The sequence below is a fragment of the Actinoplanes sp. NPDC051346 genome (assembly GCF_040682215.1).
Lineage (GTDB): Bacteria > Actinomycetota > Actinomycetes > Mycobacteriales > Micromonosporaceae > Actinoplanes.
Window position 1 is genome coordinate 143133 of sequence record NZ_JBFBAJ010000002.1, and the last position, 25527, is coordinate 168659.

Genomic DNA, 25527 nt, shown 5'->3' on the forward strand with positions numbered 1-25527 from the left:
GCAGCGAACGGTACACCGGTCGATCAAGGAATCCGAATTATTTTCCGTCCGCGCTGCCCGCCAATGCGCTGCGGAAAAGGCGGAAATATCGCATAGAGTGACTATGAGCCACCGCGCGGCGGTGGACCGCCACTAGAGGGCTGGCACGAGCGGGAGCGCACATGGCAAAGCAGATTCTGACGCTACTCACCGACGACCTGGATGGAAAGGAGGCCGACTACACCATCGAATTCGGCCTCGACGGCGTCAATTACACGATCGACCTGCACGAAAAGAACGCCGGTAAGCTGCGCAAGGCGCTCGGCCCGTACGTCGCCGCCGCCACCCGAATCGGCCGCCCCACCTCGGGCCTGACCCGCCGCGGCGCCGCGACCGGGACGGGGCGTACGTCGCGGGACGAGAACCAGGCCATCCGGGAATGGGCCACGAACAACGGTTGGGCGGTCAACGAACGGGGCCGCATTCCTACCGCGGTGGTCGAGGCGTACCGCAGCCGCTGACGCGTCGCCGGGCACCGAAAAGTGTCATAGGTGCCCGCCATTATGGCGTCATGGCTCAGCCCTCACCGACGCGTCAGCCGTCGACGGAACTGCCCATCAACGACGTCCGCACCCGGCTCACCGCCCTGGCCCGCATGACCAACCTGACCGGCGCGGTCACCGTCATCACCGAGGGCGGCCACCCCATCGCCGCCCTCGTCCCCGCCGACACCGCCCGAAGTCGAAGCGAGGCTCAGGCGGCCCAGGCCCGCCAGCAGGCGGCCGCCCGGGGGTGGCAGCAGCGCCTCGACACCATGCGCCAGGAGCTTCGCCTGCAACATCAGCAAAGGGCGGACGACCTGCAACGCGCGCTCCAGGAGGCGTGGGCGCTGATCGACCAGCTATGCCCCGCGGACCGTCACCGCCGGCTGGATCAGCTACGCGTCCTGCATCGAGCGTTGTGGGCGGAGGGCGAGCAGTCGGGATCGGCCTAGCATGGCAACGATGATCCGACATGCGTTCCTGGAGTCGGCAGAGGTCGCCGCGGCCCTGCTGCGCGAGCCGGTGCTGGCCGAACGATGGCCCCGGCCCAGCGCTCTGCCCGACTTCTCCACCGGAGGCCTTGCCCGTCACCTGGCCAACCAGGTGATCCACAGCGTGACCCTCCTCGGCGCCGAGCCGGGGGCATCCGCCATCGCGGTCCTGGAGCATTTCACCGGCAACGGGTGGGTGACCTCGGGCGTCGACAGCGCCGACAACGTCGACATCCGGCATCGCAGCGAGCGGGCCGCCGCCGCGACGACTCCCGAAAGGCTCGCCGGGGACGTCGACGCCGCGCTGAGCGAGCTGCGGGTCCTGGTGCCGGCGCAGCCCGCGGATCGCATCGTCGACCTCGGGGAGTGGGGGCTGACCGTCGACGACTTCCTGCTGACCCGCGTCCTGGAGTTGGTCGTCCACGCCGATGATCTGGCGGTCACTCTGGGCCTGCCGACGCCGCCCCTGCCCGACACCGCGACCGAGGCGACGATTCAGCTACTCAGCCGGATAGCGGCGTGGCGACACGGGCCGTTGACCGTGGTCCGGGCTCTCGCCCGGCGGGAACGGGCGCCCGCGTCGATCGCGGCTCTCTGACATTGCGGCAATGCACGACAAGCCCGGTCGACCCGAGGGCCGGCCGGGCTCGTCGGTGCGAGCGGGATCAGGCCAGGTCGAACCGGTCGAGTTCCATGACCTTGGTCCAGGCCGCGACGAAGTCGGCCACGAACTTCCCGCGGGCGTCCTCGCTGGCGTAGACCTCCGCGAGGGCCCGCAGCTGGGAGTTGGAGCCGAAGATCAGATCGACCGCGGTGGCGGTCCACTTCAGCTGATCGGTGGCCGAGTCGCGGATCTCGTAGACGTGCTCCTCGGACTCCGACGCCTTCCACCGGGTCCCCGGGGAGAGCAGATTGGCGAAGAAGTCGTTGGTGAGCACGCCGGGCCGGTCGGTGAGCACGCCGTGCTGGGCGCCGCCGACGTTGGCGCCGAGGGAGCGCAGACCGCCGATGAGGACGGTCATCTCGGGCGCCGTCAGGTCCAGCATGTAGGCGCGGTCGACGAGCAGCACCTCCGGCTGAGTCTTCTCGCCGGCCCGCAGGTAGTTGCGGAAGCCGTCGGCACGCGGCTCGAGGACCCGGAAGGACTCGGCGTCGGTCTGTTCCTGGCTGGCGTCGGTGCGGCCCGCGCGGAACGGCACGGTCACCTCGACGCCGGCGTCGCGCGCCGCCTTCTCGACGGCGGCCGAGCCGGCCAGCACGATCAGGTCGGCGAGCGAGATCTGCGCGCCGCCGGCCCCGTTGAACTCCCGCTGGATGCCCTCGAGGGCGGTCAACACCGTCGCGAGCTGCTCGGGCTGGTTGACCTCCCAGCCGCGCTGCGGCTCGAGGCGGATCCGGGCGCCGTTGGCGCCGCCGCGCTTGTCGGTGGACCGGAAGCTCGCGGCGGAGGCCCAGGCGGTGGAGACCAACTGGGCGGTCGTGAGGCCGGACTCCAGCACCTTCGCCTTGAGGGCGGCGACGTCGGCGTCGTTCACGAGCTGCTGGCCGGCGGCCGGCACCGGGTCCTGCCACAGCTGGGCCTCGGGGACCCACGGTCCGAGGAAGCGGCTGACCGGGCCCATGTCGCGGTGCAGCAGCTTGTACCAGGCCTTGGCGAAGGCCAGCGCGAACTCGTCGGGATTCTCCAGGAAACGGCGGGAGATTTTTTCGTACGTCGGGTCGAAACGCAGCGACAGGTCGGTCGTGAGCATCGTCGGCTTGTGCTTGCGGGACGGATCGTGAGCGTCCGGGATGATCTCCTCGGCGTCCTTGGCGACCCACTGCTTGGCGCCGCCGGGGCTCGTCGTGAGCTCCCATTCGTAGCCGAAGAGGATCTCGAAGAAGCGGTTGCTCCACTGCGTCGGCCGGTCGGTCCACGTCACCTCGAGACCGCTGGTGATGGTGTCACCGCCCTTGCCGCTGCCGTGGCTGCTCAGCCAGCCCAGGCCCTGCGCCTCCAGCGGCGCACCCTCGGGCTCGGGCCCGACGTGGTTGTCGGCGGGGCCGGCGCCGTGGGTCTTGCCGAAGGTGTGACCGCCGGCGATGAGGGCGACGGTCTCCTCGTCGTTCATCGCCATCCGGCCGAAGGTCTCCCGGATGAAGAACGCCGCGGCCTGCGGGTCCGCGTTGCCGTTCGGCCCCTCGGGGTTGACGTAGATGAGACCCATCTCGGTGGCACCGAACTCGTCCGCCAGCTTGGCGTCGCCCAGGTAGCGCGCGTCGCCGAGCCAGGTGTCCTCCGGGCCCCAGAAGATCTCCTCCGGCTCCCACACGTCCGCCCGGCCGAAGGCGAAACCGAAGGTCTTGAAGCCCATCGACTCCAGCGCCACGTTGCCGGCGAGCACCAGCAGGTCGGCCCACGAGATCTTCTGCCCGTACTTCTGCTTGACCGGCCAGAGCAGCCGCCGGGCCTTGTCGAGGTTGGCGTTGTCGGGCCAGCTGTTCAGCGGGGCGAACCGCTGGTTGCCGTCGCCGGCGCCGCCGCGGCCGTCGTGGATGCGGTAGGTGCCCGCGGCGTGCCAGCTCAGCCGGATCATCAGCCCGCCGTAGTGGCCGAAGTCGGCAGGCCACCACTCCTGCGAGGTGGTGAGCACCTCGACGATGTCACGCTTGAGGGCCTCGACGTCGAGCTTGGCGAACTCCTTGGCGTACTCGAAGTCGTCCCCCAGCGGGTTGCCCTTCGACGAGTGGGAGTGCAGCACCGCGAGGTCGAGCTGGTTGGGCCACCAGTCCCGGTTGGTCCGCGGCCGACCGCCGGTCTTCGGCGTCGGCGAGTCGATCGCCGGGTTCTCGCTCTCGCTGCCGTGCGCGGTCACGGAGTCGTGCGCGACCGGACATCCGGCCGCCGCCTTCTGGTCCACCCCCTGCGCGTTGGAGGAGGCGTTGTCCTGAGTGTCGCTCATCTGTTTCCTTCCGAACTGCTCGGATCACTGGGGAGTGTGTCGGTCGCGCAGTCGGGGCAGGTGCCCCAATAGACGACCTCCGCCTCGTCGACCACGAAGCCGTGGTCGTCGTCGGCGGTCAGACAGGGGGCATGGCCGACGGCGCAGTCGACATCGGCGATCGCACCGCAGGAGCGGCACACGACGTGATGGTGGTTGTCCGCCACCCGCGACTCGTAGCGGGCGGTCGCGCCGGCGGGCTGGATGCGCCGCACCAGACCGGTGTCGGTGAGCGCACGCAGCACGTCGTACACGGTCTGGTGAGAGACCGAGGGGTAGTCGGAGCGCACCAGCGCGATCACCGTGTCGGTGTCGACGTGCGGATGGTCGCGCAGCGCGGCGAGCACCGCCAACCGGGGCCGGGTCACGCGCAACGAGACCGCCCGCAGCTGAGCCTCGAAGTCGGACGTCACCGGATGACCTTAGGACTCTTGTCTGGAATAAATCAAGTTTACCGACCGGCGTCGGCGCTCCTCACCCTATGGCGCCGTTGGCTGACGACGCCGGGATTCGACGGTCAGGGGCTCTTGCGCCGCTGGCGCAGGGCGCGCATCGACACCTGCGAGCCGCAGGTGGAACTGCAGTAGGCGCCGGAGGCGTTGCGGGTGCGATCGAAGAACCCGAAGTGGCACGGGGGATTGCGGCAGGCCTTCAGTCGGCCCCATTTGTCGGTGGCCGCGGCATCCGCGACCGCGGCCAGGATCGCCCCGAGGGCGCCCGCCACCCCCGACTGCTCGGACGCGAGCGCGGCGCCCTCGGCCGTAATGATGGGCACCAGCGGGTGCAGCGACGCCGTCCGGCGCAGCTGGCTTTCCGCGGCGGCGAGCGCCTCGTCGTTGCCGTCCTCGGCGCCGGAATGGGCCAGCAGCACCGTGACCAGGGCATCGCGCAGCTCGCGCGCGCTGGCCGCATCCGCCGTCGTGACCACGACGTCGGGCCCGATCAACCCGGCCGTCGACAGCCACTCCGCCAGGGACCCGGCGTCGCCGAGCCGATCGGTGCCGACGCCGCCGTGGACCTTGGTGTTGATGAAGTCGAGCACCAGAACCGTTCCCGCCGGGGGAGCGAGGGGGCTACGCGCCGTGCCGTCGACCATGCGGCAAGCATATCGAACAGCGGTGGTCAACCTGAGTGGCCCACAACACTTCCGCGGATGGGGTCTTTGATGTTGCGAGCTAACCGGTTACGGTCGCAACATGACAACTTCGGCTCCCGCTCAGACCTGGTTCATCACCGGCGCCACCTCCGGCATCGGACGTCAGCTCACCCTCGCCGCGCTCCAGCGAGGGGACAACGTCGCGGCCCTCGCCCGCACCACCAGCGGCCTCGACGACCTCGCCCAGCAGTTCGACACCACCCTGCTCACCCTGACCGCCGACGTCCGCGACGAGGCCGCCGTCCAGAACGCGGTCCAGCGCACCGTCGCCGCCTTCGACCGCATCGACGTCGTGGCCAACAACGCCGGCTACGGCCTCTTCGGAGCAGTCGAGGAGGCCAGCGACGCCCAGGCGCGGGCCGTCTTCGACACCAACGTCTTCGGCGTCCTCAATGTCCTCCGCGCGACCCTGCCGGTGCTGCGGGCCCAACGATCGGGCCACATCCTGCAAGGCTCGTCCGTCTACGGGCAGTCCGCCCACCCCGGAGTGGGTCTGCTGGCCGCCACCAAGTACGCCGTCGAGGGGCTCTCCGACGCCCTGGTCGCCGAACTCGCCCCGCTCGGCATCAAGGTGACGATCGTCCAGCCGCAGTTCACCGCCACCGGATTCCTGTCCAACCTGGCCGTCGCCGACCCCACGCCCGACTACGACCCCACCGTCCGCGCGGTGCGGCAGGGAATTGGCGAACTCCCGTCCTCGGCGTTCGCCGACGCGGCGGGCATCGCGGCGGCCATCCTCGCGACGGTCGACGCCGACACCGCACCCCTGCGACTGGCCCTGGGCGAGGCGAGCGCCGAAGGCATGCGCACCGCACTGCGGGCCCGGCTGCGCGACCTGGACGGATGGACCAAAATCGTCGCCGCCGCCTGACCCGGAGCCCGACCCGGGCAACTCCACGCTGGAGCTGCCCGGGTCGGAACGCGTCACGACTGGCCTCGGCCGCCCAGCACGTCCACACCGGAGGGACAGGTACGTGCATCGACTTTGCGGCGGCATCCCCTCGGCTGGTGGGCTAGGGTAGGGAAGGCCGGTGTGCACCGCAGGCTGCCAAGAACACGGATCGACGACGGGTTCTGTGCCACCGCGACCGGCCTTCCCCGGATCGGCGCCAACCGGTCCGGTACTTGAGTCGCGTTCCGGCTGGGCCTGCGTCCAGCATCGGCGTTCAAGGGATGCGTATGGAAGACAATCACCGTCTGCCACCGTCTCCACCCTGCGGCGACCTCGCCGCCCGGCTCCGCGCCGCCCGCGAAGCGGCCGGGCACAGCCTCGCGACCATGGCGGCCTTGACCCATTTCAGCAAGCCCTACCTCGGCCACGTCGAGACCGGCCACCGCCAACCCACCCCGGACGTCGTCGACCGCTACGAACAGGTCCTCGGCGTCCCTATCGGCATCCCCCACGACCCGGTTCGCGCCGCCCATGAATGGCTCTGTGGCGGTCAGTCGCCCGCCGAGCCACGGCCAAAGGCCGGCCGCCGCCTCGGGGCTGGGCAGATGTCCCGGTGGGAAGCCCGAGTGGTGGCGTTGCGGCACCGCGACGACGTGGTCGGCAGCCGGGAATTGCTGCCCGAGGTCCGTGCCGAACTCGACCGGGTCACCCGGCTGGCCGCCGAGGCGGTCTACACCGACCGGCTTGCCGTCCGTCTGCACACGGTGATCGCCGAGCTTGCGCAACTCGTCGGCTGGATCGCCTCCGATGCCGGGTTCTACCGCTACGCCGAGCAGGCCTACCTCACCGGCGTCGCGGCGGCCGACATCGCCGGCGACCGGGCCCTCGGGGCGCAGCTGCTGTCCAGCCTCGCCTACCAGATCACCACCGTCGGCAAACGCGAAGACGGCCTACTCATCGCCAGAACCGCTGTCGCCGGCGCCGCCGACGCGACCCCGACTGTGCGCGCGCTGCTTCTGGAACGCCTCGCCTGGGCCGCCGCCCGCTGTCACGATCGGAATGCTTGTCAGCGCGCCCTGGACGCGGTCGATGACGCCTTCGACCGACGCACCCCCGAGGTCGGCGAGCCGGAATGGGTGTACTGGCTTGACCGGAACGAGATCGACGTCATGGCCGCCCGCTGCCACATTCAACTCGGCCAACCGGCGGAGGCCGAACCGTTGCTGATCCACGCTCTGGCCGGCTACCACCCGGACCACCTTCGTGAAGTCGGCCTCTACCGGACCTGGCTCGCCGAGGGCTACGCCCGCACCGGCAACCTCGACGCGGCCCGCACCCAGCTCGCCCAGATCGACACCAGCGCCGTCTCCGCCGGGTCTGTACGCCTCCAGCGCCGCATCGACGCTGTCACCCGTCTGATCGGCGCCGAGAGCCACCGGGGGCGGCCGGCCTCGTCACGCGGTTGCCGGTGCGCGATCGGTTGCCAGCTTCACCGCTATGAGACCCAGAGCGGTACCGGTCACCTGCCGCTGCACGCGCAGCCAGCCGGGATGCTGCGCCAGGAAGACCGCGATTCCGCCGGCCATCAGCACCAGCAGGCCGTTGACCAGAAGGCTCACGACAATCTGCATGCCGCCGAGCAGGAATCCTTGAAGGACCAGGTGCCCCGCCCGTACGTCGATGAACTGGGGGATGAGTGAGGCGTACATGATGGCGGCCTTGGGGTTGAGGAGGTTTGTCAGCAGGCCCATGGCGAAGAGCCGGCGGTTGGAGTCCGGGGGCAGGTCGACCGGCGCGAACACGGACGCGCCGCCCGGACGCAGCGTCTTCCATGCCAGCCAGCCGAGGTAGGCGGCGCCGGCGAGTTTGACCGCCGTGTAGAGCTCGGGTACGGCGGTGAAGACGACCGACAGGCCGAATGCCGTGGCGGCGACGTAGCAGAGGAAGCCGGCGCCTACGCCGATGAGGGAGACGAGTCCGGCGCGGCGGCCCTGGGTGATGCTGCGGGACACGACGTACATCATGTTGGGCCCGGGGGTCAGCACCATTCCGAGCGCGACCATGGTGACGCCTAGGGCTGCTCCAGCAGTGATCATGATCCGACGCTGTCATGCCCGGCCGGGCCGGTCCACGGCCAATCGCCGCCGGGTGGCTCCGCGCTCCTCGTTCAGCTGGTCCGCATGCGTTCGTAGAGTCCGCGTAGCGCGGTGCCGCCGGCCTGCCGGCGGGACCGGTCGAGCAGGACCAGGACGGTCTCCGCGAGCTCGGCCGACGTGCGCACGTGCTGCGGCGCGATCCGTTCCGCGGTGAGCAGGAAGCGGATCGCCTCGCGGTCGCGTCCGCCGAGGAGGGCCAACGCCCGGGCGGTGTCGGCGTAGTAGAAGACCTGCCGGACGCCGACCGGGATCGCCGGGTCGGTGTGCCGGGCGATCTGCACCACCTGGGCCGGGTCGCCGTGGTCGACCTCGATGCTCATCCGCCAGATGTTCACGTTGGTGGGGCCGAAGAACATGCTCATCGTGTTGGTCTCGCCGGTCCGACGGGCCAGGCCGGCCGCCTCGGTCAGCCAGTCCCGGCTGTCGTCGAGTCGCCGCCGGCACTGGCTGGCCAGCGCGGCGACCAGGTGCAGGAAACCGAGCACCTCCGGGCCGCCGGGCCGGCCGAGGTGTCGGCCCAGGTCGTCCACGGCCCGCTCGGCGAGCGTCTGTCCCCGTTGGTACGACCCGCAGGCGGTGGCCGCCCTGGCCAGCGCGTACGCCGCGTGTCCCCGCAGCACCGGGTCGCCGGACGCGTCCGCCGCGTCGCGGCATCGCTCCGCGCCCAGCCAGGCGTCCGCGGGATGCCCGAGGTTGCGCAGCACCGAGGAGGCGATGGAGGTCGCGTCGCAGAGCAGTCGCAGTGCCTCGCTGTGGTCGGGGCCGGCCGTCTCGGTGTGCAGGTCGCGCAGCAGGTCCGGGAGTAGGCGGGCGGCGCCGGCGTAGTCGCAGGCCTGGTGCAGGGCATCGGCCAGGGCGACGCTGCGGGCCAGTTCGGCGATCGGCGGCGCGGGCCCGGCCGGTGGCTCGCTCAGGTCGATGTCGATGAGGGCCCGGCGCAGGCCGAGCACGCTGGCCCGGGCCGCGGCGGTCGCCCGGTCGGGTGCCGGCACTTCGGTGCCGGCCAGGTCGGCCGGCGCGCACTGCAACGCGCCGGCGATGGCCGCCAGCGTGAACCGGTTGTCGGCCGCTTGGAGTCCCCGTTCGATCCGGCTCCAGGTGGCGTGCGAGATGCCGGCCCTGCTGGCGGCGTGCCGGATGCTCCACCCGCGCAGGAGGCGGCGCGCGCGGATCCGTTCGCTGACCGCGGGGTCCGCGCTCCGTCGTGGGGTCATACGAGCGACGGTAGCGCCGCCGCTCCCAAGTGGTGGTTCATCCCTGTACCACCGCGGTCGGGGCTCGTCAGAACAGGTGGTAGCGCTGGGTCATGGGCAGCTCGGGGACCGGATCCGGCTCGACGACCTCGCCGTCGACGCGGACCGTGAACGTGTGCGGGTCCACCTCGATGCGCGGCGTCACGTCGTTGAGGGGTAGGTCCGCCTTGCTCACCGAGCGGGTGTCCGCCACCGGCGCGAGGGCCCGCTTGAGCCCGATCCGGTCGCCGAGCAGCGCGTCGATCGCCGCCGGGGCGACGAAGGCCACCGACGTCACCGCCGGCACGATACCGTAGGAGCCGAACATGGGGCGGGGCAGCATCGGCTGGGTCGTCGGGATCGAGGCGTTGGTGTCGCCCGTCTGCGCGTACGCGATCATGCCGCCCTTGATGACGAGCGCCGGCCGTACGCCGAAGAACGCGGGGTCCCACAGCACGAGGTCGGCGAGCTTGCCGGGTTCGACCGAGCCGACCCGCTCCGCCATGCCGTGCGCGACGGCGGGGTTGATCGTGTACTTGGCGACGTAGCGCCGGGCGCGCAGGTTGTCCGCGGCGCCGTCGCCGGGCAGGGCGCCCCTGCGGGCCTTCATCACGTGGGCGGTCTGCCAGGTGTGCGTGACGACCCCGCCGACGCGGCCCGTCGCCTGCGAACCCGAGCCGATCATGGAGATCGCGCCGAGGTCGTGCAGCAGGTCCTCGGCGGCCATCGTGGACGGCCGGGTCGGGTTGGTCGAGGACGGCAGCACGTTCGGGTGGGCGGCGACGGTGATGATGTCCGGCGCGTGCCCGCCTCCCGTCCCCCCGGTGTGGCACGCGTGGATCGACCGCCCGGCGATGGCCCGCATCGTCTCCTCGACGAATCCGGCCTCGTTGAGGGTGTCGGTGTGGATCGCGACCTGGACGCCGGACGCGTCGGCCACCTTCAGTGCCGCGTCGATGACGGCCGGGGTGGTGCCCCAGTCCTCGTGCAGCTGGAAACCGCCCGCGCCGCCGCGCAGCTGCTCCCAGAGCGAATCCTCGCTCATGGTGTTGCCCTTGCCGAGCAGCAGCACGTTGACCGGCCAGGTGTCGAGGGCTTCGAGCATCCGGGCCAGGTGCCAGGGGTTGGGGGTGACCGTGGTCGCCCTGGTGCCCTCGGCCGGCCCGGTGCCGCCGCCGATGATCGTGGTGGTGCCGCTCGCCAGGGCGGTGTCCAGGATGGTGGGACTGACCAGGTGCACCTGGCTGTCGATCGCGCCGGCCGTCAGGATCTTCCCGTTGCCCGCGATGATCTCGGTGCCCGGTCCGATCACCAGATCGGGGTGGACGCCGTCCATGGTGTCGGGGTTGCCGGCCTTGCCGAGAGCGGCGATCCGGCCGTCGCGGATGCCGATGTCGGCCTTGACGACGCCCCAGTGGTCGAGCACGACCGCGCCGGTGATCACCGTGTCCGGGGTGCCTTGCGCGCGGGTGGCCCGAGACTGACCCATCGACTCGCGGATCACCTTGCCGCCGCCGAAGACCACCTCGTCGCCCGGGGCCGGGCCGGCGCTGCGGTCCTGTTCGACCTCGATGAGCAGGTTGGTGTCGGCGAGCCGGATCCGGTCGCCGGCGGTGGGACCGTAGAGGGCGGCGTACCGGCCGCGGTCGAGCGTGCTCACCGGCCGCTGCCGTTCTCGGGCAGGTCCTCGTCGAGCCGGCCGCTGCCGTTCTCGGGCAGGTCCTCGTCGAGCCGGCCGCTGCCGTTCTCGGGCAGGTCCTCGTCGAGAGCCCCGGCGGGCTCGATGTCCTCGCGCGGCGACGGGTCCAGCGGGCCGGCGGCCAGGCCGCGCAGGCCGGGCACGATCCGGTTGCCGGTCAACGGCACCAGCGGGACATCGCGTGGCGTGCCGGGCTCGAAGCGCACCGACGTGCCGGCGGGCACGGCGAGCCGGTGTCCCCAGGCGGCGTCCCGGTCGAAGTCGAGCGCCGCGTTGGACTCGGCGAAGTGGTAGTGGGAGCCGACCCGCACCGGCCGGTCTCCGGTGTTGCGCACGGTGAGGTGCCGCACCGGCCGGCCCGGGTTGATCGTGATGTCGCCGTCGCCGGGGATGATCTCGCCGGGGATCACGGGATCGGTCCGCGCACGGTGACCAGCTTCGCGCCGTCCGGGAAGGTGGCCTCGACCCGCACCTCGGCGAGCATCTCGGGCACGCCCTCCATGACGTCGGCGCGGGTCAGCACCCGCCGCCCGGCGTCCACGAGCTCGGACACGGTGCGCCCGTCGCGCGCCCCCTCCAGCAGGTGAGCGGTGATGATCGCCGTCGCCTCCGGGTGGTTCAGGCGTAGTCCGCGCTCCCGCCGGCGCTGGGCGACCTCGGCCGCCACGTGGATGAGCAGGCGCTCCTGCTCGTGCTGGCTGAGGAACAAGCGAGCCTCCCCCTGAGCGTCAGGTCATCCAGAGATCAAAGCACGGGTACGGGCGGAGCGCCGGACGGCCACGCCGTCGTCCCGATCCGAGGTGGACGGACGGTGCGCGTCAGTCCGGCACGTTCCACGCGGTCATCACGACGGCGATGGTGCCGTCGTCGTCGAAGCCCTTGACTTCCAGGAGGGCGATCCGCTGGGGGAGGCCCAGCCCGATCGCCGTCTCCCGATTGGTCAGGATGCAGAGGGCGTCGCCGACGTGCAGCGAGGGGATGGGTAGTTGCGCACCCTCGCGCATGGGCGCCAGGTCGAGCTTCTCCATGCATTCGGCGGGGCCGATCTTGGGTGTCGCGTCCTGGCTCACCGAGACCTCGCCGAACTCGAACTCGTCGGGGCCCGCGCACCGGACGCGGGTGAAGTCGGCCGATCCGGAGTCGATCGCCGGCCCGTCGATGTCGATGTCGACGGAGCCGCTGCACCACCTCGACGCTGGAATCTTGAGAGAGACCTTCTCGTACGACAGCTCGAAGTCGGGCACGGGCTGCACCGGCGAGGGTTCCTCGGTGGGACCGTCCACCGGAGGCGGTGCCGCCGAGGAAGCGCCGTCGACGCCACCTCCCGTCGCCGCCGGCTGGGGGGCGGCGTTCGACGGCGTCTCGACGCGCGACAGGGCCATAAAGGCGGCCACCACGGCGCCGGCGGCGACGAGCACCGCGACGATGGCGACCGCGACCGCGACGATGGCGACGCGGGTGGTCGGCGATTTGAGGTCGATTGTGGGCATGGAACCTCCCGAGCGAGGCCGCTTCATCCTTCAACGTGCCTTTTGCACTGTCACGGTAGAGTCCCTCCCCAGGAAGGGGATCCCCCCGAAAGGCTTCCTCCGGATAGGTGGTCGCCCGCTGTGAACACCGCGCGCCCGAGGCTGACGAGGGCCGGCGAGCTGGCCGGCGTCGTGAGCGCCGTCGTCGGACTGACCGCGTTGGCGGTCGCGATCTTCGCCTGGCTGGATCCCCGCGCGCCGACCGGCGAAGCCTCGCCGGCCGCCGCATCTCTCGCACCCTCCCCGGTCGCCGTGTCCCTCGCACCCTCGCCGCGACCGTCGCCGTCCCTCGTGGAGGCGCCGCCGTTCGTCCCCGTCGACAGCCGGGGCCTGGCGGATCTCGAGATCTCCTCGGGACGAGCGAACACAGCGCCGGTGCCCAAGAAGTTCACAGGAGCCCGCTACCGCGACGCGGTGGCCATTCCCTGCGGCACCGGCGAGGCGAAGGACCAGTTCAGGGAGATCAGGTACGAGACGGGCGGCGGGTACGACACCTTCCACGCGGTGCTCGCGCCGACCGGAGACGTACGGACGTCCGTACAGGTGGAGGTATTCGTCGGTGGCGTGGTGCGCGGCAACGACGTCATCGGGGTCGGCCGCGAAAAGGCCGTAGACCTTGAGATCTCCGGGGCGGCGACCCTGGGTGTACGGGTCACGTGCAGCACCCGGAACGCCATGCTCCTGATTCTGCGATCGGCCCTGGTCTGACGCGAATCCGGTCCGGCGTCAGAGGTGGTCGGCGTCCCACCCGCGCCGCGACTCCGCGATGGCGTCCCGATGGGCCAGCGACCATTGCGCCAGCTGCCCGACCAGGTCGGTGAGACTCCGGCCCCGCGCGGTCAGCTCGTAGGTCACGGTCACCGGGACGGTCGGGTAGGCGGTGCGCAGCACGAGGCCGTCGCGTTCGAGCCGGCGCAGCGTGAGGGTCAGCATCCGCTGAGAGACGCCGGCGATCCCGCGCCGCAACTCGCCGAAGCGCCGCGTACCGGCGGAGAGCTCGACGATGGCCAGCACCGACCACCGATCGCCGAGGCGGTCCAGCACGTCGCGGATGCCGCAGTCCTGGTGCTCGGGTAGCCCGCAGGGCTGGACCAGGTCGGTTACCGCCGTGTGCCCTGCTGACACGAGAGTGCCTCCTTGTCCATGATCGCGGAGTTCCCGACCATGAGGCTATCCCGATCGGACCGCCGCGAAAGGACCTCGTTCGCATGCTGCTCGTTACTGGTGCCTCCGGACACCTCGGCTCCCTCGTGCACGCCGGGCTGGTCGCCCGGGGACTGTCCCCGTTGGCCGCGAGTCGGACCCCGGGCCGCTTCGGCGAGCTCGGCCGGCGGCTGGACTTCGACGAGTCGAAACAGGACGACCTGGCCGGCGTCCGTACCCTCGTGATGATCTCCGCCGGGTTCGGCGAGGACGACGCGGTGATCTCCCGCCACGACCGGGTGATCACCGCCGCGGAGCGCGCGGGTGTCGCGCACGTGGTCTACACCAGCCTCACCGCGGCCGGCGACCACCTGGCGTTCGCCCTGGCGCATCGCTGGACCGAGCGTCGCCTGCGCGCCGGCCGCGCGCACTGGACGATCTTGCGCAACGGTCTCTACGCCGAGCTCTTCGGACAGCTGGCGGCGCCGGTCGGCGGCGTGGTGACCGCTCCCTTCGGTGACGGGGCGCTGGCCGCGGTTGCCCGCCAGGACCTGGCCGACGTCGCGGTGCGCGTGGCGGCGGAGCCGGCGGCGCACCGGAACCGCGTCTACGAGTTGGTCGGGCCCCGGGCCGTCACCGGGGCCGACCTCGCCGCCGCGCTCGACGTGCCCTACCGACCCGAATCGCTGGCGGCGCGGCGCGCGGCGCTGGCCGGCGCCGACCTGCGGCCGTTCCAGCCCGGGATGCTGATGTCGATCTACTCGGCGACCGCCGCCGGGTTCCTCGGCGGCACCGACAGCGACCTCGCGGCCCTGCTGCCCGGCCCGCCGCGCGATCCCGTCCGCGTCGCCGCCGTGGCGGCGGTTGGCCCTTGACGGCGGCCTGAATGGTGCTAATAATGCTAGCACTATGAGATGGGTGATCGATCATTCGTCGCGGGAGCTGTTGCAGCACCAGGTCGCCGCGTGTGTCCGTCAGGGCGTGCGCTCCGGGGAACTGGAGGTCGGCGAACAGCTCCCTCCGGCGGCCGAGCTCGCGGCGGCCCTGTCGGTGGACCGCAACACCGTGCTGGCCGCCTACCGGCAGCTTCGGGACGAGGGCCTGCTGGAGTTTCGCCGGGGCCGTGGGGCGCGGGTGGCGTCGGGCGTGACACCGCCGGTCCTGGTCGCCGAGGCGGCTCGGGCGCTGGTGGCGGTGGCGCGTGAGCACGGGATCGGCCGCAGTGAACTGATCCACCTCATCGAGCAACTGACGGGATCCACCGAAAGGACAAGCCCGTGACGACATCGACAGCCGGCCGGGGCAGGCACTCGGTCTATACCGGACGCGTGACGAACTGGCCCATCGTGGTGCTGAGCGTCGCGCTGCTGGTGCCTCTGCTAGTCCTGGGGAAACCGCCGGGCGGCAGCTGGCGTGACCTCACGGTTCCCCTGCTGATGGCCGCCGCAGGTGTGCTGCTCATGGTCCTGACCGCCACCAGTGTGCGAACGGCGGCGGGGCCCAACGGGGTCTCGGTCCGGTTCGGGATGCTGGGCTGGCCGCGGTGGACCTACCGGATCGCGCGTATCGAGCACGCCGAAGTCATCGACCTGCCGCTCTGGTCTGTCGCGGGCGGGTTCTGGTGGACCCCTCGCCGCACCTGCTACACGGTCCGCTCGGGGCCGACTCTGCGCCTGATCCTGCACAGCGGTCGGATCGTGACCATCACCGTGCCGGACCCCTACTCGGCCGTTGCCGCCATCCGCGAGGCCGGGTCGGCCTGACGGTGGCGCTGTCCGCGCCGGGTATTCACTCGGCCGTGGTCGCCGCGGTGCGGCGCAGGGCCAGGACGGCGACGTCGTCGGTCGGCCGCTCGAGGCCGAGGAAGCTCATGATCCGGCGGCAGACGGTCTCCGGGTCGTCGGGTTCGACGACGCCGGCGAGGGCCTGGATGCCGACGTCGATCACCTCGTCCCGGCGCTCGACGAGACCGTCGGTGTAGAACAGCAGCAGTGCCCCTTCGGGGAGGTCGACGGCCGTGGTGCGGCGCGGGCCGTCGGGTCGGCCCGCCCCCAGCGGAGCGTCGATCGGCATCTCGATGGAGGCGGTGGCCCGGCCGGGCGCGGCGATCATCGGTGTCAGGTGCCCGGCGCAGGACAGGTGGATCGTGGACCGGGTCGGGGAGACCATCGCGTACAGGGCGGTGGTCAGGTTGCCGGCCTCGAAATGCCGCACCTTGCGGTCGAGCATGGTCAGCACCTGCCCGGGGTCGTCGGCGATGAGGGCGTACGCCCGCAGGGCGCTGCGGATGCGGCCCATGATCACCGCCGAGGCGAGGCCGTGGCCGGAGACGTCGCCGATGACGACGCCGGTCCAGCCGGACGGCAGGGTGAACACGTCGTACCAGTCGCCGCCGATGCCGAACTCGTGGCCCGGCACGTAGCGGGCGGCGGTGGACAGGCCGGGCAGCTCGGGAAGCTGGGCGGGGAGCAAGCTGCGTTGCAGCGCCAGAGCCGCCGACTGCTCGAGTTTGCGGGAGCGGATCTGCCCCGCCACGCCCGCGCGGTCGGCGGCCAGTTGCAGCAGCTGGATGTCGTCGGTGGTGAATTCGCGCGGGGTGAGCGTGCCGACGTGCAGCACGCCGATGACCTCGCCGGCGACGAAGATCGGCACGCCGAGCAGGGAGCGGATGCCCCGCTGCAACAGCAGCGGGTTGATCACCTGGGCCGGGGTCACGTCGGGCAGAACCACCGGCTGGCGGGTCTGTGCGACCCGACCGGCGAATCCCTCGCCGACCGCGATGCGCACGCCGTGCCGCACCTCCTCCTCGAGCCCCTTCGCGGCGGTGGCGACCAGCTGACGGGCGTGCGGGTCGAGCATCAGGATGGCCGCGGTGTCGGTGTCTAGCAGGTCACGCACGCGTTCCAGCAGCTCATCGAGCAGATCGGAGACGTCGAGGCGGGACAGCGTCGCGTCCGTCACGGCCTGGAGCCGGCGTAGCCGATCGTTGTCGTGCACCTGAGCCGAGGAGTCCACGACGGAAGCCTAGTGCGCGCCACCCAGGCGGGAGACGGTCCCGGTCAGGCACTGCTCCGGGCTCTCGACGTGGGCGTTATGTCCCAGGCCGGGCAGGGTGACGGTCGGTACGCCGTACCGCTCGAGCTGCTCAGCGGTGTTCATCGGATCGTGCTCGCCGCGGGCCAGGGTCACGTCCGCCGGGCAACGCGCCACGAGCCCCGCCATGTCGGGGGCGCCGACCCCGAAGGCCCGGCCGTCCAGCGCGAGACGCCAGCGGCCGTCGTCGTGGACCAGGCCCGCGTCGACCGCCGGATCGTCCGGGCCGAGCAGGCCGGTGAGCCCGGCCACGCGCAGGTATCGCGCGGCGGCTTCCTCCCGCGACCCGAACCACGCCACCGGGCGCTGGGCCAGCGCCCGCGCACGCTCCAGCTCCTCGTCGCTCCACGCGACCTTGATGCCGAGCCCGACGACGCCCGCCACCGGTGACTCGGCGGCCAACGCCAGCGCGACCACTCCGCCCAGGGAGTGACCCAGCACGTACGTCCGCTCACCGGACTCCACGAGCGGCCGCACCGCCGTGGCGAGGGCATCGAACGTGTACGCCTCCAGCGGCGCCGAGCCGCCGTGGCCGGGAAGGTCGGGGGCCACCCAGCGGCCGGGCCACCGGCGCGTCAGCACCGGCCACCAGCCCGCCCACACGTCGGCGGTCGCACCCAGTCCGTGCAGCAGGACCAGCAAGGGGCCGCCGCTGCCACCGCTTCTCACCCGGAGATCACCGTCCACCCCGCGATTCTGTCATCCTGGCCGCCGCCTGGCCGGTCTCCCACCGGCGTCGCACCAGGCGCTGGCTCCGGCGATGCCCAGCCCCAGGAGTTCGACGAGCAGAACACCCAGCAGGGCCGTGCGGTCGGGCGTACGCATCCGCAGCAACACGATCACGGTGAAGATGACCAGCACGGCGAGGTCGAGCAGCAACTGCGGCGTCTCGGCCCGGTGAGCCATCGTGTCGATCCACACCGCGGCGGCGGCCAGCGCGCCTCCCAGGAGCCCGGCGACGATGGTGCAGTAAGCGAGCGTGCCCAGCAGCCGCGGAGCGCCCAGAGCGTGGAAGACGTCCAGGATGACCGCCACGACCAGGAGACCGAACGGGAACATCAGCAGCAGGGGCTGTACCGCGTTGCCCCGTACGGTAAGTCGGGTCCGCATCGGTGTCAGACAGACCTGGCGCGGGGAACGGTGGCCTCGGCGAGTGCCGTGACGAACGCGGCGGGACACTCGGCGCGCGCCCACAGACTCCGCTGCCGATCCGCCCCGGTGCCGGCCCGCAGCTGGCGGCGGACCCAGGCGTGGACCTCCTCGTGGTCTCCGGCCAGCGCGGGCGTGACCTTCGCCAGCATCCGGGCGACGACGCCCGTCGGGAAGCCCGCCGGCGGGGTGTGTGTCGACGTCGTCCGGGTGCCGCGTCGTGCGGCGGTGAGTAGGGCGGCGTCGACCGACGCTCCGGGCACACCGGTTTCCGGCCGGCGCCACCGCTCGTCCTCGATCACCGTGGCGACCAGGGCGCGCACCAGGCCCGCGTACATGACCGCGTCCTCGGCGGTCAGGCAGGTGTCGGCGACGCGGACCTCCACTGTCGGGTAACGCGCGGAGGGCCGCGCCAGGAAGTACACGCTGGCCTCGTCCAGCGCCGCGTGGCAGGTCACCAGGGCATGCACGACCTCGTCGTAGCGTCTGGCGTTCGGCCAGAACTCCGGCGGGCGGAAGGTCGGCCAGCGCCGTTGAGCCACATAGCGGTAGCTGGCCCAGCCGGTGTCCGCGTCGGCGGTGTAGGGCGAATTGACGGTGAGGGCGAGCAGCGCCGGCAGCCACGGGCGGAGCCGGACGGTCGCGGCGACGGCGAGATCACGGCTCGACACACCGACGTGGACGTGGCAGGCGCAGGTGCCGCCCGCCGCCGTGGCGGAGGGGAACTGGCGGGCCAGTGCCCGGTATCGGGAGTAATCGCTGAGTGCGTCGAGGGGACCGGCTCTGAATGGCGGTATTCCGCTCGCGAGCAGCCAGGCCCCGGACTGCCGGGCGCCCGTGGCCGCCCGCTGTCTGAGCGCGACCAGATCGTCGCGCAGCTCGTCCAGCCGTTGGCACACCCGGCTTGCCGTCTCCAGTTGATAGCTCATGTATTCGGGCGTGACCCGCCCGTCGACGCCGGCGTGGCGCGCCACCTCCGATGCCGCGGGCACCACGGCACCGTCCCGGTTGACCAGCAGGAACTCTTCTTCCACGCCCACGGTCAACATCGGTTCTGCCTTTCATCGGCGGCGGGCGGCAATAATCGTCGGGTCCATTTCTGGTATTACGGTGATGCGGTGCGCTTTCTTACACCTCCTCCTTCGCGGATGAGATGAGAGGCCGCGGTGGTGTGACAGCGTTTGACTGAAGCCATTGCACAGAGAGGAAAGCCGACCGCCGCGTCCCCGCCGGCTCGGCGACGTCCGACGACTTCCGGTTGCCGACCGAAGGGAAGGGCGGCATGGAAGTCGACAATGTGGCCGGACGCTCGACCGGATCGGTGCAGGGACGGCCGACCCGCCGACCGCGTCGGTGCCACGGACCGCCGGTGCCCAACCCCGGCGACGCGGCGAAGGTGTCGCGGCCTCAACTGCTCAGGGCGCGGATTCCCCGCCAGCGGCTCAGCGACATGCTCGACGCCGCGCTGCGCGTACCCGTGACACTCGTCTGTGCCGGCGCCGGCTGGGGAAAGACGGTGCTGGTCTCGACCTGGCTGGAGGGCCAACCGTTTCCCGTCGCCTGGCTCACCGTCGATCGCGCCGACAACGACGTGCGGTCATTCTGGTCCTGGGTGGTGCTGGCGCTACGGGCGGCGGGGGCGGTGCCGCAGGACGATCCGCTCGAGGAGCTGTCCTGCGTTCCCTCGAACGTCGAGGAACGCATGCGCGTCCTCACCGGCCGTGTCGAGCGGCTGCCATCGCCGACGGTCATGGTGATCGACGACTTCCACGAAATCGATGATCCCGAGGTCCTCGGCGAACTCGGCGCGCTGATCGACCGTCCGCCGCCGAACCTCCACCTTGTGCTGATCAGCCGCGCGGAGCCCGCACTGCCCCTGCACCGGTTGCGGCTCGCGGGCGGCCTCGTCGAGATCCGCGGGGACGACCTCGCCTTCACCGCGGAGGAGGCGTCGCTGCTGCTCGCCAGCCCGGTTCTCCACCTGGACAGTGGTGAGGTTGCCGCGTTGCGTGAGCGCACCGAGGGCTGGCCGGCCGGCCTTCAGCTGGCGGCCGCCTTCCTGGCCGCGCCCGGTGGGCCGGCGGTCAGCGACTTCACCGGCGACGTGCGTGCGGTCGACGAGTATCTGAGTACCGAGGTTCTCGCCGCGCAACCGCCGCGGCTGCTGCGTTTCCTGCTGTTGACCAGCATCTGTGAGCAGATCTGCGGCGGCCTTGCCGACGCGATCATCCGGGACGGCGACGGTCAACGGACCCTCGAGGAGCTGGAGCTGGTCAACGACTTCGTCGTCCGGATCGGTACGAAACCCCGATGGTTCCGCTACCACCCTCTCCTGCGCGACGTGTTGCGGCACCGCCTGTCCCTGGAGTACGCGCTCGCGGTGCCGGAGTTGCACGGACGGGCGGCACGCTGGCATCTCACTCATGGCTCGATCGTCGCGGCGCTCGATCACGCGACCGCGTGCGGCGACTGGCGGTTCGTCGGTCACGTGGTGGTCTCGCGGGCGGCCCCGCTGATGCTGTCGACCGATCAGCCGGCGCTGCTCAACGCACTACGGGAAATACCCGCCGCGGTGCTGACGACGACCGCGGAGCTGATGGTGTGCGGCGCCCTGCGGCTGTTCGAGGCGGGAGATTGGGACGCGATCCCGGAGCGGCTGGCGGGGGCGCGCGAGCTGCTCCAGGACCGGCCCGAGGGGGAACGGCTGCCGGTCGAGACGACGATCCGCGCGCTGGAGCTCGGCATGCACCGGGTGGCCGGCGACATGCCGGCCGTCGTCGCGGAGACGACCCGGCTGCTCGCCACCCTGAGCGGATCCGGTCCGGCCGAGATACCGGCGGCCGCGCAGTATCGAGCGGTCGCCTTGAACAACAAGGGCGTCGGACTTCTCTGGCAGGGCCGGGTCGACCTCGCGCAGCGCTACCTCTGGAACGCGTCGACCGCCGCGCAGGCCGCCGGCACGGAACTGGCCGAGATCAGTGCGGTGGGACACCTGGCACTGCTCGAGATCATGTACGGATCCGCCCAGGAAGCGGCCCGCCTGGCCGAGACGGCACGGGAGCTGGCGGAGCGGCGTGGCTGGACGTACGCGGTGCAGACCGTCGCCGCGCACCTGGCCATGACGCTGGTGCACGTGCGACGTCGGGAGCTGGCGCCGGCGGACCGGGCCCTCCGGCAGGGCCGGCGCGCCCATCGCGGTGAACCGGACGCCGCCCAGCGGCTGGCCGTGCTCGGCTGCCAGGCCGAGCTGGCATTGGTGAAGGGCGACCCGAGCGTGGCACGGGCGGTGCTCGCGCAGGCACACCGGCAGCGGGACCCACGGATCCGAGCGCCCGCCCTCGACAGGTGGCTGCTGCTGATCGAGTCTCAGGTGGATCTGCGGACGGGCGGATACGAGGCGGTCGAGAAGCGATACACCCGGTTCACCCGCGACGTCACACCCACGTTCGCCGAACGGGTGTGCCGGGCCCGGGCGGCATTCGCGATGGGTGACGTGCACGGCGCGGAGGCGCTGCTGACCGGCCCGCCCGTCCCGCTGTCCGAGACGGTGGCCACCGTCGAGGCTCACATTCTGACCGCGCTGATCGCCGACGCGCGACGGCAGGGACTGCGTGCCGTCGAAGCGCTCGCCGACGCCTTCGCCCTGGCCGAATACGAGGGCTTGATCCAACCGTTCATCGCCATGGCCGGCGACCGTCTGGAAAGGCTCGTCCGGCGGCAGAGTCTGCTGACGCACCGGAACGCGGAATTCGTCGCCGACGTGCTGAAGGCGATGACGGTGACCGGTCGCGGCGGCATCGCGCCCGCCCGGCCGGGCGGGCTCAGCGAGCGGGAGCGGGAGGTGCTGAGCTACCTGCCGACCATGTTGACGGCCGGCGACATCGCCGCCGAGCTCGGCGTGTCGATCAACACCGTCAAGGCGCACCTCAGGTCGATCTACCGCAAGCTGAACGTGGTCCGTCGCCGTGAGGCGGTGACCTCCGCCAGGGAGCACGGGCTGATCTGAGCGGCAAGGGCCCCCGGGTCAGTGCAGCATCGTCTTCAGCAGGATCATGGTGACGCCGAACAGGCCCGCCACCGTGGTGGAGACGAGCTGTTCGAGCGGGGAGAGCCGCCCCCGCCGGCCGACGCGCCAGCCCGCCGCGCAGAGCAGCACGGTGCTGCACACCAGCGCCGACACCACGGCCGTGCGCAGGTCATGCCGCACCAACCAGGCCGCGACCAGGACGCCGAGCGGCACGAACGAGGCGGTGATCATCTCCCATCCGCTGGTCAGCTGCGCGTGGACGACGTCCCACCGGGGGCGGTGTCCCTCGTGGATGCGCTCGGCCACGATCCGGGCGTAGCGTTCGGCGGCCCAGTAGACCGACAGCGTGACGATCACCGTCACCACGGTGGCCGCCACCGTCGGGGCATGCGATGCGGCCATGACGGCGGCGCTCACGATGATCCCGTGCAGTCCGGCCGCCGTGGCCTCAACGTCGTTCGTCGACCGCACCGCGGTTCCCGGTCAGCCCGCGGGCAGGGAGGACGAGGCGTGCGACCGGGCCACCACCGTGACGGCCACCTCGTACGCCGCCAGCGCGAGCACGACCACGAGCAGGGCCGTCCAGGACGACATCAGCAACGCGAGCACGACGGCCACGACGACACCGCCGACGCGCAGCTCGTCCAGATGGGTGCCCGCCCAGCCGGGACCACGCGCGGCGAGGACGCGAGCGCCCTCGCGGGTCGCCCGGGCGCTCGCGCGCAGCCCGGCGGCGAGGTGACCGCGGAGCCACGTCGGTCCCCGACCCGGACCGACCAGGTACATCACCGTCGCGAGCACGACGCCCACCAGGATGATCTGCGTGCCCCGCGTGCGCAGCGGCCCGAAGACACTCGTGAAGACCGCCGCGGCCCCATCATGGTAAATGCCGGCCGGGACCCGCTCGAGCAGTTCGGAGCGTACTGCGCGCAGCACCGCGGTCACCGCGACGGCCGCGACGACCAGCCAGAGCCCCAACTGCAGCAGCGTGCGCCGGCGTCGGGGCGAGACGAGAAGGGCGACGACGAGCAGGACGACCGCACCGATCACGCCGAGGAGCAGATCGCGCTTGGCCCTCGCGACGGCCTGCTGGGCGGCCCACAACTGTCCGGAGTCATAAATGGTGAACTGCGCGAAGTTCTGTGGCAGCGTCAGTCCCAGCGATTCCTGCACCCGGGCCCGCAGGTTGTCGGGGATGGCACCGCCGCTGAGATCCGGCAGGGAGATCTGCTTGCCGAACAGCGTCGGCATCTCGGCGCTCAGCTGCCTGAGCACCTGGTTGATCAGCGGCAGCAGATCGATGTCGACCCGGTCCTGTCGACCGATGACGACCGTGCTGCTTCCCTCGATGATGGCGAGAGCACGCTGGTGCGCCCGGCGGTTGAGCTCGGCCCAGATGCCGGCGAAGCGCTCGCTCCGTAGGATGTCGTCGACGGTCGAGCGCACGACGCCGCGAAGCTGGGCCGTCACCGGCACGGCGAGGAACCCCGCCTCCGGGGGCAGCACCGTGCGGATCCTCTGCTCCACGTCGACGGCTTCGAACACCTGGGTCGTGGTGTACTCCGCGACCGCCGCCGCGACCTGTGGATCCCGTGGCAGGGGTGCCACGGTCGCGACCCATCGGTCGGTGTTGAGCACCGTGGTGGCGGCCCATACCCCCACCACGCTCGCGACCAGCGCGAACGCCGTGAGGGCGATGAGCAGGGCGGCGCTGACCCGGCGCAGCGCGTGGACGGCGGCGGCACGTCGGCGCCGGGTGTCGAGCCGGGCCTGCAGGGTGGCGTTCTCGGCGCGCAGCCGCGAGAGCTCGTCGGAGGCGGTGGAGCCGTCGACTCGCGGGGGGCCGGGATGCGCGGTGTTCGTCATCTCCGGCTGATCCTCAGCGCCTTCGCCTCGCCTCCATGGACGGTCAAGGCGTAGATTGCCGACACGTCGAAGGACACCGCGAGGATCGTCCACGCCGGGTAGGCGCTCGCGAACCCGAGGTTCACCAGCGCGTTGATCGAAGCCACCACCACGCCGACGACGCGGGCCCACCGGTAGCCCAACACGACCCCCGCGCCGGTGAGCAGGAGCAGGACGCCGAAGATCAGCAGCGCCCAGCCCCAGGCGGCGTAGTCGAGGTCGACGACCAGGCGGGTGGTCGACGCCTGGTAGAAGTCGTCGTCGAACACGGCGACGAGGCCCTGCACGGCGTTGATCATTCCCGCGGCGCAGAGGAGGATGCCGATGAACACCACCCAGCCGAGCCAGGCGGTCGTCGGTTCGGCCTGGAGCGGTTCACTGTCTGTCATGACGCATCCGTTCTTGTCGGTGGCGCCCGGCGCTTGACTCAGCGATAGGGGCGCGGCGTGGGCGACTGGGTTCGTACGGCCGTGTGCGCGGAGCCCGCCACGAGCGAGCCGATGGCGACACCGAGGACGAAGTTGAGGCTCGCGGTGAACACCCGGGAGCCCAGGTCCTTCTCGGTGACGAAGGGCGCCAGCATCGCCACCACCGTCGCCAGCGTCATGACCCAGCCGAAGAACAGCATGGGACGCGGGGTGAACAGCAGCAGCAGGTGCATCAGGCCGGTCGCCACGAGGCTGAGCAGCGCGGCGCCGAAGGCGTACCAGAAGGTGCTGGCGTCGCCCCACAGGCCCGCACCCTTGGGCGCGAGGACGTCGACGTGGAACAGGCCGCGCCCGACCAGGATGCCGACGATCGCGATGAGTGCCGCCACGACGGAGGTCGCCGCGCCGCCGGCCCACAGCCGGCCGGCGTTGACGACTGCTCGCGGCTGGGGGCTCGCGGACTGGTACATCGCCGTCATGGTGTCCCTCCTCGCCCATGGCGGCACGCGTGGCCGCCCGTGGCTCGACAGTCCCGGGAGACCGCCGGGAGTGCCTCATCCGGCGGGGATGAGGGTGGCTGGTGGGTTCGTTGACACGATTGCCGAGATGTCCCACCGACCCGAGGGAGCCGGCGATGACAACCTTCACCGTGTGGAAGTTCGACGACGTGGACGGCGCGGACCGCGCGGCACGGATCCTGCGGAACGCCGAGGCGGACGGCCTGGTCAAGGTGGAGGACCACGCGATCGTCCGGTGGCCGTCGGGTGCCGACCAGCCCACCACCGCCCACGGGCACCAGGGCGCCTGGCGGGCGGCGGGCTGGGGCGCGGTCTTCGGCCTGCTGATCGGCACCGTGTTCTTCGTGCCGCTCGTCGGCGGCCTGGCCGGGGCCGCGCTCGGTGCCCTCGGCAACGTGACCGAGGACGTGGGCATCACCAGGGCGCAGTTGGAGAAGATCCGGGCCGAGGTGACGCCCGGAACGTCGGCGCTCTTCGCCGTCACGGAGCAGGGCGATCTCGATCGGCTGGGGGAGCGGTTCCATGGCATGCGGAGCACCCTGATCGCCACCAACCTCACCGAGGCCGAGCGGGACGTTCTGCTCGAGGCGTTCGGCGGTGCGTGAGC

The 25527-nt window shown here is 71.5% G+C and carries 28 protein-coding genes and 1 pseudogene; 11 read left to right on the forward strand and 18 right to left on the reverse strand.

All coding sequences use genetic code 11. The annotated features are described in order from the left end of the window. The first annotated feature begins 161 nt into the window (after positions 1-161). Genes AB0M36_RS05085 through AB0M36_RS05095 form a run of 3 tightly spaced genes read left to right on the forward strand, consistent with a single transcriptional unit; the run spans position 162 to position 1610 of the window. Positions 162-500 (forward strand): Lsr2 family protein, encoded by a 339-nt coding sequence (locus AB0M36_RS05085; RefSeq protein ID WP_364152643.1) that lies wholly within the window; start codon positions 162-164, stop codon positions 498-500. Positions 501-550: 50 nt separating this feature from the next. Further along, positions 551-973, forward strand: a complete 423-nt coding sequence (locus AB0M36_RS05090) for a type II toxin-antitoxin system Phd/YefM family antitoxin (protein WP_364152646.1) — start codon at positions 551-553, stop codon at positions 971-973. A gap of 10 nt (positions 974-983) precedes the next feature. Next, a complete protein-coding gene (locus AB0M36_RS05095) occupies positions 984-1610 on the forward strand; it encodes a maleylpyruvate isomerase N-terminal domain-containing protein (RefSeq protein WP_364152648.1) in 627 nt (208 codons plus the stop codon). Positions 1611-1677: 67 nt separating this feature from the next. Here AB0M36_RS05095 and katG read toward each other — a convergent pair whose 3' ends face one another. From katG to AB0M36_RS05110, 3 genes are all read right to left on the reverse strand, one after another. After that, positions 1678-3954, reverse strand: coding sequence for a catalase/peroxidase HPI (katG, locus tag AB0M36_RS05100; RefSeq protein WP_364152651.1), 2277 nt, complete (start codon positions 3952-3954; stop codon positions 1678-1680). After that, positions 3951-4406, reverse strand: coding sequence for a Fur family transcriptional regulator (locus AB0M36_RS05105; protein ID WP_364152654.1), 456 nt, complete (start codon positions 4404-4406; stop codon positions 3951-3953). Before AB0M36_RS05105 ends, katG begins: the two co-directional genes overlap by 4 nt. Positions 4407-4510: 104 nt before the next feature. Further along, positions 4511-5089, reverse strand: a complete 579-nt coding sequence (locus tag AB0M36_RS05110; RefSeq protein WP_364152657.1) for a CGNR zinc finger domain-containing protein — start codon at positions 5087-5089, stop codon at positions 4511-4513. Positions 5090-5189: 100 nt separating this feature from the next. Between AB0M36_RS05110 and AB0M36_RS05115 the strand changes: the two genes are divergently transcribed. After that, positions 5190-6020 (forward strand): SDR family NAD(P)-dependent oxidoreductase, encoded by an 831-nt coding sequence (locus AB0M36_RS05115; RefSeq protein ID WP_364152660.1) that lies wholly within the window; start codon positions 5190-5192, stop codon positions 6018-6020. A gap of 302 nt (positions 6021-6322) precedes the next feature. Continuing rightward, positions 6323-7498, forward strand: a pseudogene (locus AB0M36_RS05120) (helix-turn-helix transcriptional regulator); the annotation flags it as partial. Here the strand turns inward: AB0M36_RS05120 and AB0M36_RS05125 are convergent. The 6 genes from AB0M36_RS05125 to AB0M36_RS05150 form a co-directional block, all read right to left on the reverse strand. Beyond that, positions 7496-8137, reverse strand: coding sequence for a LysE family translocator (locus tag AB0M36_RS05125; RefSeq protein WP_364152663.1), 642 nt, complete (start codon positions 8135-8137; stop codon positions 7496-7498). The pseudogene AB0M36_RS05120 and the gene AB0M36_RS05125 overlap by 3 nt on opposite strands. Positions 8138-8208: 71 nt before the next feature. Then, positions 8209-9411 carry a helix-turn-helix transcriptional regulator gene (locus AB0M36_RS05130; RefSeq protein ID WP_364152666.1) on the reverse strand — a complete coding sequence of 401 codons (1203 nt, stop codon included), beginning with the start codon at positions 9409-9411 and terminating at the stop codon, positions 8209-8211. A gap of 67 nt (positions 9412-9478) precedes the next feature. Beyond that, positions 9479-11089, reverse strand: coding sequence for an urease subunit alpha (locus AB0M36_RS05135; protein WP_364152669.1), 1611 nt, complete (start codon positions 11087-11089; stop codon positions 9479-9481). Then, positions 11086-11538 carry an urease subunit beta gene (locus tag AB0M36_RS05140; RefSeq protein WP_364152672.1) on the reverse strand — a complete coding sequence of 151 codons (453 nt, stop codon included), beginning with the start codon at positions 11536-11538 and terminating at the stop codon, positions 11086-11088. Before AB0M36_RS05140 ends, AB0M36_RS05135 begins: the two co-directional genes overlap by 4 nt. Further along, positions 11535-11837 carry an urease subunit gamma gene (locus AB0M36_RS05145; protein WP_364152675.1) on the reverse strand — a complete coding sequence of 101 codons (303 nt, stop codon included), beginning with the start codon at positions 11835-11837 and terminating at the stop codon, positions 11535-11537. The genes AB0M36_RS05140 and AB0M36_RS05145 overlap by 4 nt, the downstream gene beginning before the upstream one ends. Before the next feature lie 109 nt (positions 11838-11946). Beyond that, positions 11947-12618, reverse strand: a complete 672-nt coding sequence (locus AB0M36_RS05150; RefSeq protein WP_364152678.1) for a hypothetical protein — start codon at positions 12616-12618, stop codon at positions 11947-11949. A 120-nt stretch (positions 12619-12738) separates the two neighbouring features. Here AB0M36_RS05150 and AB0M36_RS05155 point away from each other — a divergent pair, with 120 nt between their 5' ends. Beyond that, positions 12739-13365: a hypothetical protein gene (locus AB0M36_RS05155; protein ID WP_364152681.1), complete on the forward strand. Its 627-nt coding sequence runs from the start codon at positions 12739-12741 to the stop codon at positions 13363-13365. An 18-nt stretch (positions 13366-13383) separates the two neighbouring features. Here the strand turns inward: AB0M36_RS05155 and AB0M36_RS05160 are convergent, their stop codons facing one another. After that, positions 13384-13782, reverse strand: a complete 399-nt coding sequence (locus AB0M36_RS05160; RefSeq protein WP_364152684.1) for a helix-turn-helix domain-containing protein — start codon at positions 13780-13782, stop codon at positions 13384-13386. 83 nt (positions 13783-13865) lie between these two features. Here AB0M36_RS05160 and AB0M36_RS05165 point away from each other — a divergent pair, with 83 nt between their 5' ends. The 3 genes from AB0M36_RS05165 to AB0M36_RS05175 are packed head-to-tail and all read left to right on the forward strand — an operon-like array spanning position 13866 to position 15563. Further along, positions 13866-14675 (forward strand): NAD(P)H-binding protein, encoded by an 810-nt coding sequence (locus AB0M36_RS05165; RefSeq protein ID WP_364152687.1) that lies wholly within the window; start codon positions 13866-13868, stop codon positions 14673-14675. Between the two features lie 43 nt (positions 14676-14718). Beyond that, the gene (locus AB0M36_RS05170; protein ID WP_364152690.1) at positions 14719-15081 is read left to right on the forward strand and encodes a GntR family transcriptional regulator; all 363 of its coding nucleotides are present in this window, start codon (positions 14719-14721) and stop codon (positions 15079-15081) included. 47 nt (positions 15082-15128) lie between these two features. After that, positions 15129-15563, forward strand: coding sequence for a hypothetical protein (locus AB0M36_RS05175; protein ID WP_364152693.1), 435 nt, complete (start codon positions 15129-15131; stop codon positions 15561-15563). A gap of 25 nt (positions 15564-15588) precedes the next feature. On the opposite strand, the gene AB0M36_RS05180 is transcribed toward AB0M36_RS05175, so the two are convergent. From AB0M36_RS05180 to AB0M36_RS05195, 4 genes are read right to left on the reverse strand one after another with little or no spacing between them, the layout of a single operon-like run. Next, positions 15589-16815 (reverse strand): GAF domain-containing SpoIIE family protein phosphatase, encoded by a 1227-nt coding sequence (locus AB0M36_RS05180; RefSeq protein ID WP_364152696.1) that lies wholly within the window; start codon positions 16813-16815, stop codon positions 15589-15591. Positions 16816-16824: 9 nt separating this feature from the next. Next, complete coding sequence (locus AB0M36_RS05185) at positions 16825-17580, reverse strand: alpha/beta hydrolase (protein ID WP_364152699.1); 756 nt, start codon at positions 17578-17580, stop codon at positions 16825-16827. 12 nt (positions 17581-17592) lie between these two features. Continuing rightward, a complete protein-coding gene (locus AB0M36_RS05190) occupies positions 17593-18003 on the reverse strand; it encodes a hypothetical protein (protein WP_364152702.1) in 411 nt (136 codons plus the stop codon). A gap of 5 nt (positions 18004-18008) precedes the next feature. Next, the gene (locus AB0M36_RS05195; RefSeq protein ID WP_364152704.1) at positions 18009-19091 is read right to left on the reverse strand and encodes a YbdK family carboxylate-amine ligase; all 1083 of its coding nucleotides are present in this window, start codon (positions 19089-19091) and stop codon (positions 18009-18011) included. Between the two features lie 233 nt (positions 19092-19324). On the opposite strand from AB0M36_RS05195, the gene AB0M36_RS05200 reads away from it, so the two are divergent. Further along, positions 19325-22048, forward strand: coding sequence for a LuxR C-terminal-related transcriptional regulator (locus tag AB0M36_RS05200; RefSeq protein WP_364152706.1), 2724 nt, complete (start codon positions 19325-19327; stop codon positions 22046-22048). An 18-nt stretch (positions 22049-22066) separates the two neighbouring features. Here the strand turns inward: AB0M36_RS05200 and AB0M36_RS05205 are convergent, their stop codons facing one another. From AB0M36_RS05205 to AB0M36_RS05220, 4 genes are read right to left on the reverse strand one after another with little or no spacing between them, the layout of a single operon-like run. After that, positions 22067-22540 (reverse strand): hypothetical protein, encoded by a 474-nt coding sequence (locus AB0M36_RS05205; protein WP_364152709.1) that lies wholly within the window; start codon positions 22538-22540, stop codon positions 22067-22069. Positions 22541-22552: 12 nt separating this feature from the next. Continuing rightward, entirely contained in the window at positions 22553-23935 is a 1383-nt protein-coding gene (locus AB0M36_RS05210) for a hypothetical protein (RefSeq protein WP_364152711.1), read from the reverse strand. Then, positions 23932-24363: a hypothetical protein gene (locus AB0M36_RS05215; protein WP_364152713.1), complete on the reverse strand. Its 432-nt coding sequence runs from the start codon at positions 24361-24363 to the stop codon at positions 23932-23934. Before AB0M36_RS05215 ends, AB0M36_RS05210 begins: the two co-directional genes overlap by 4 nt. Positions 24364-24401: 38 nt before the next feature. Further along, on the reverse strand, positions 24402-24881 hold the full coding sequence (locus AB0M36_RS05220; protein ID WP_364152715.1) for a DUF6069 family protein: 480 nt from the start codon (positions 24879-24881) through the stop codon (positions 24402-24404). A 155-nt stretch (positions 24882-25036) separates the two neighbouring features. Between AB0M36_RS05220 and AB0M36_RS05225 the strand changes: the two genes are divergently transcribed. Then, entirely contained in the window at positions 25037-25525 is a 489-nt protein-coding gene (locus AB0M36_RS05225; RefSeq protein ID WP_364152718.1) for a DUF1269 domain-containing protein, read from the forward strand. Positions 25526-25527: the final 2 nt, after the last annotated feature.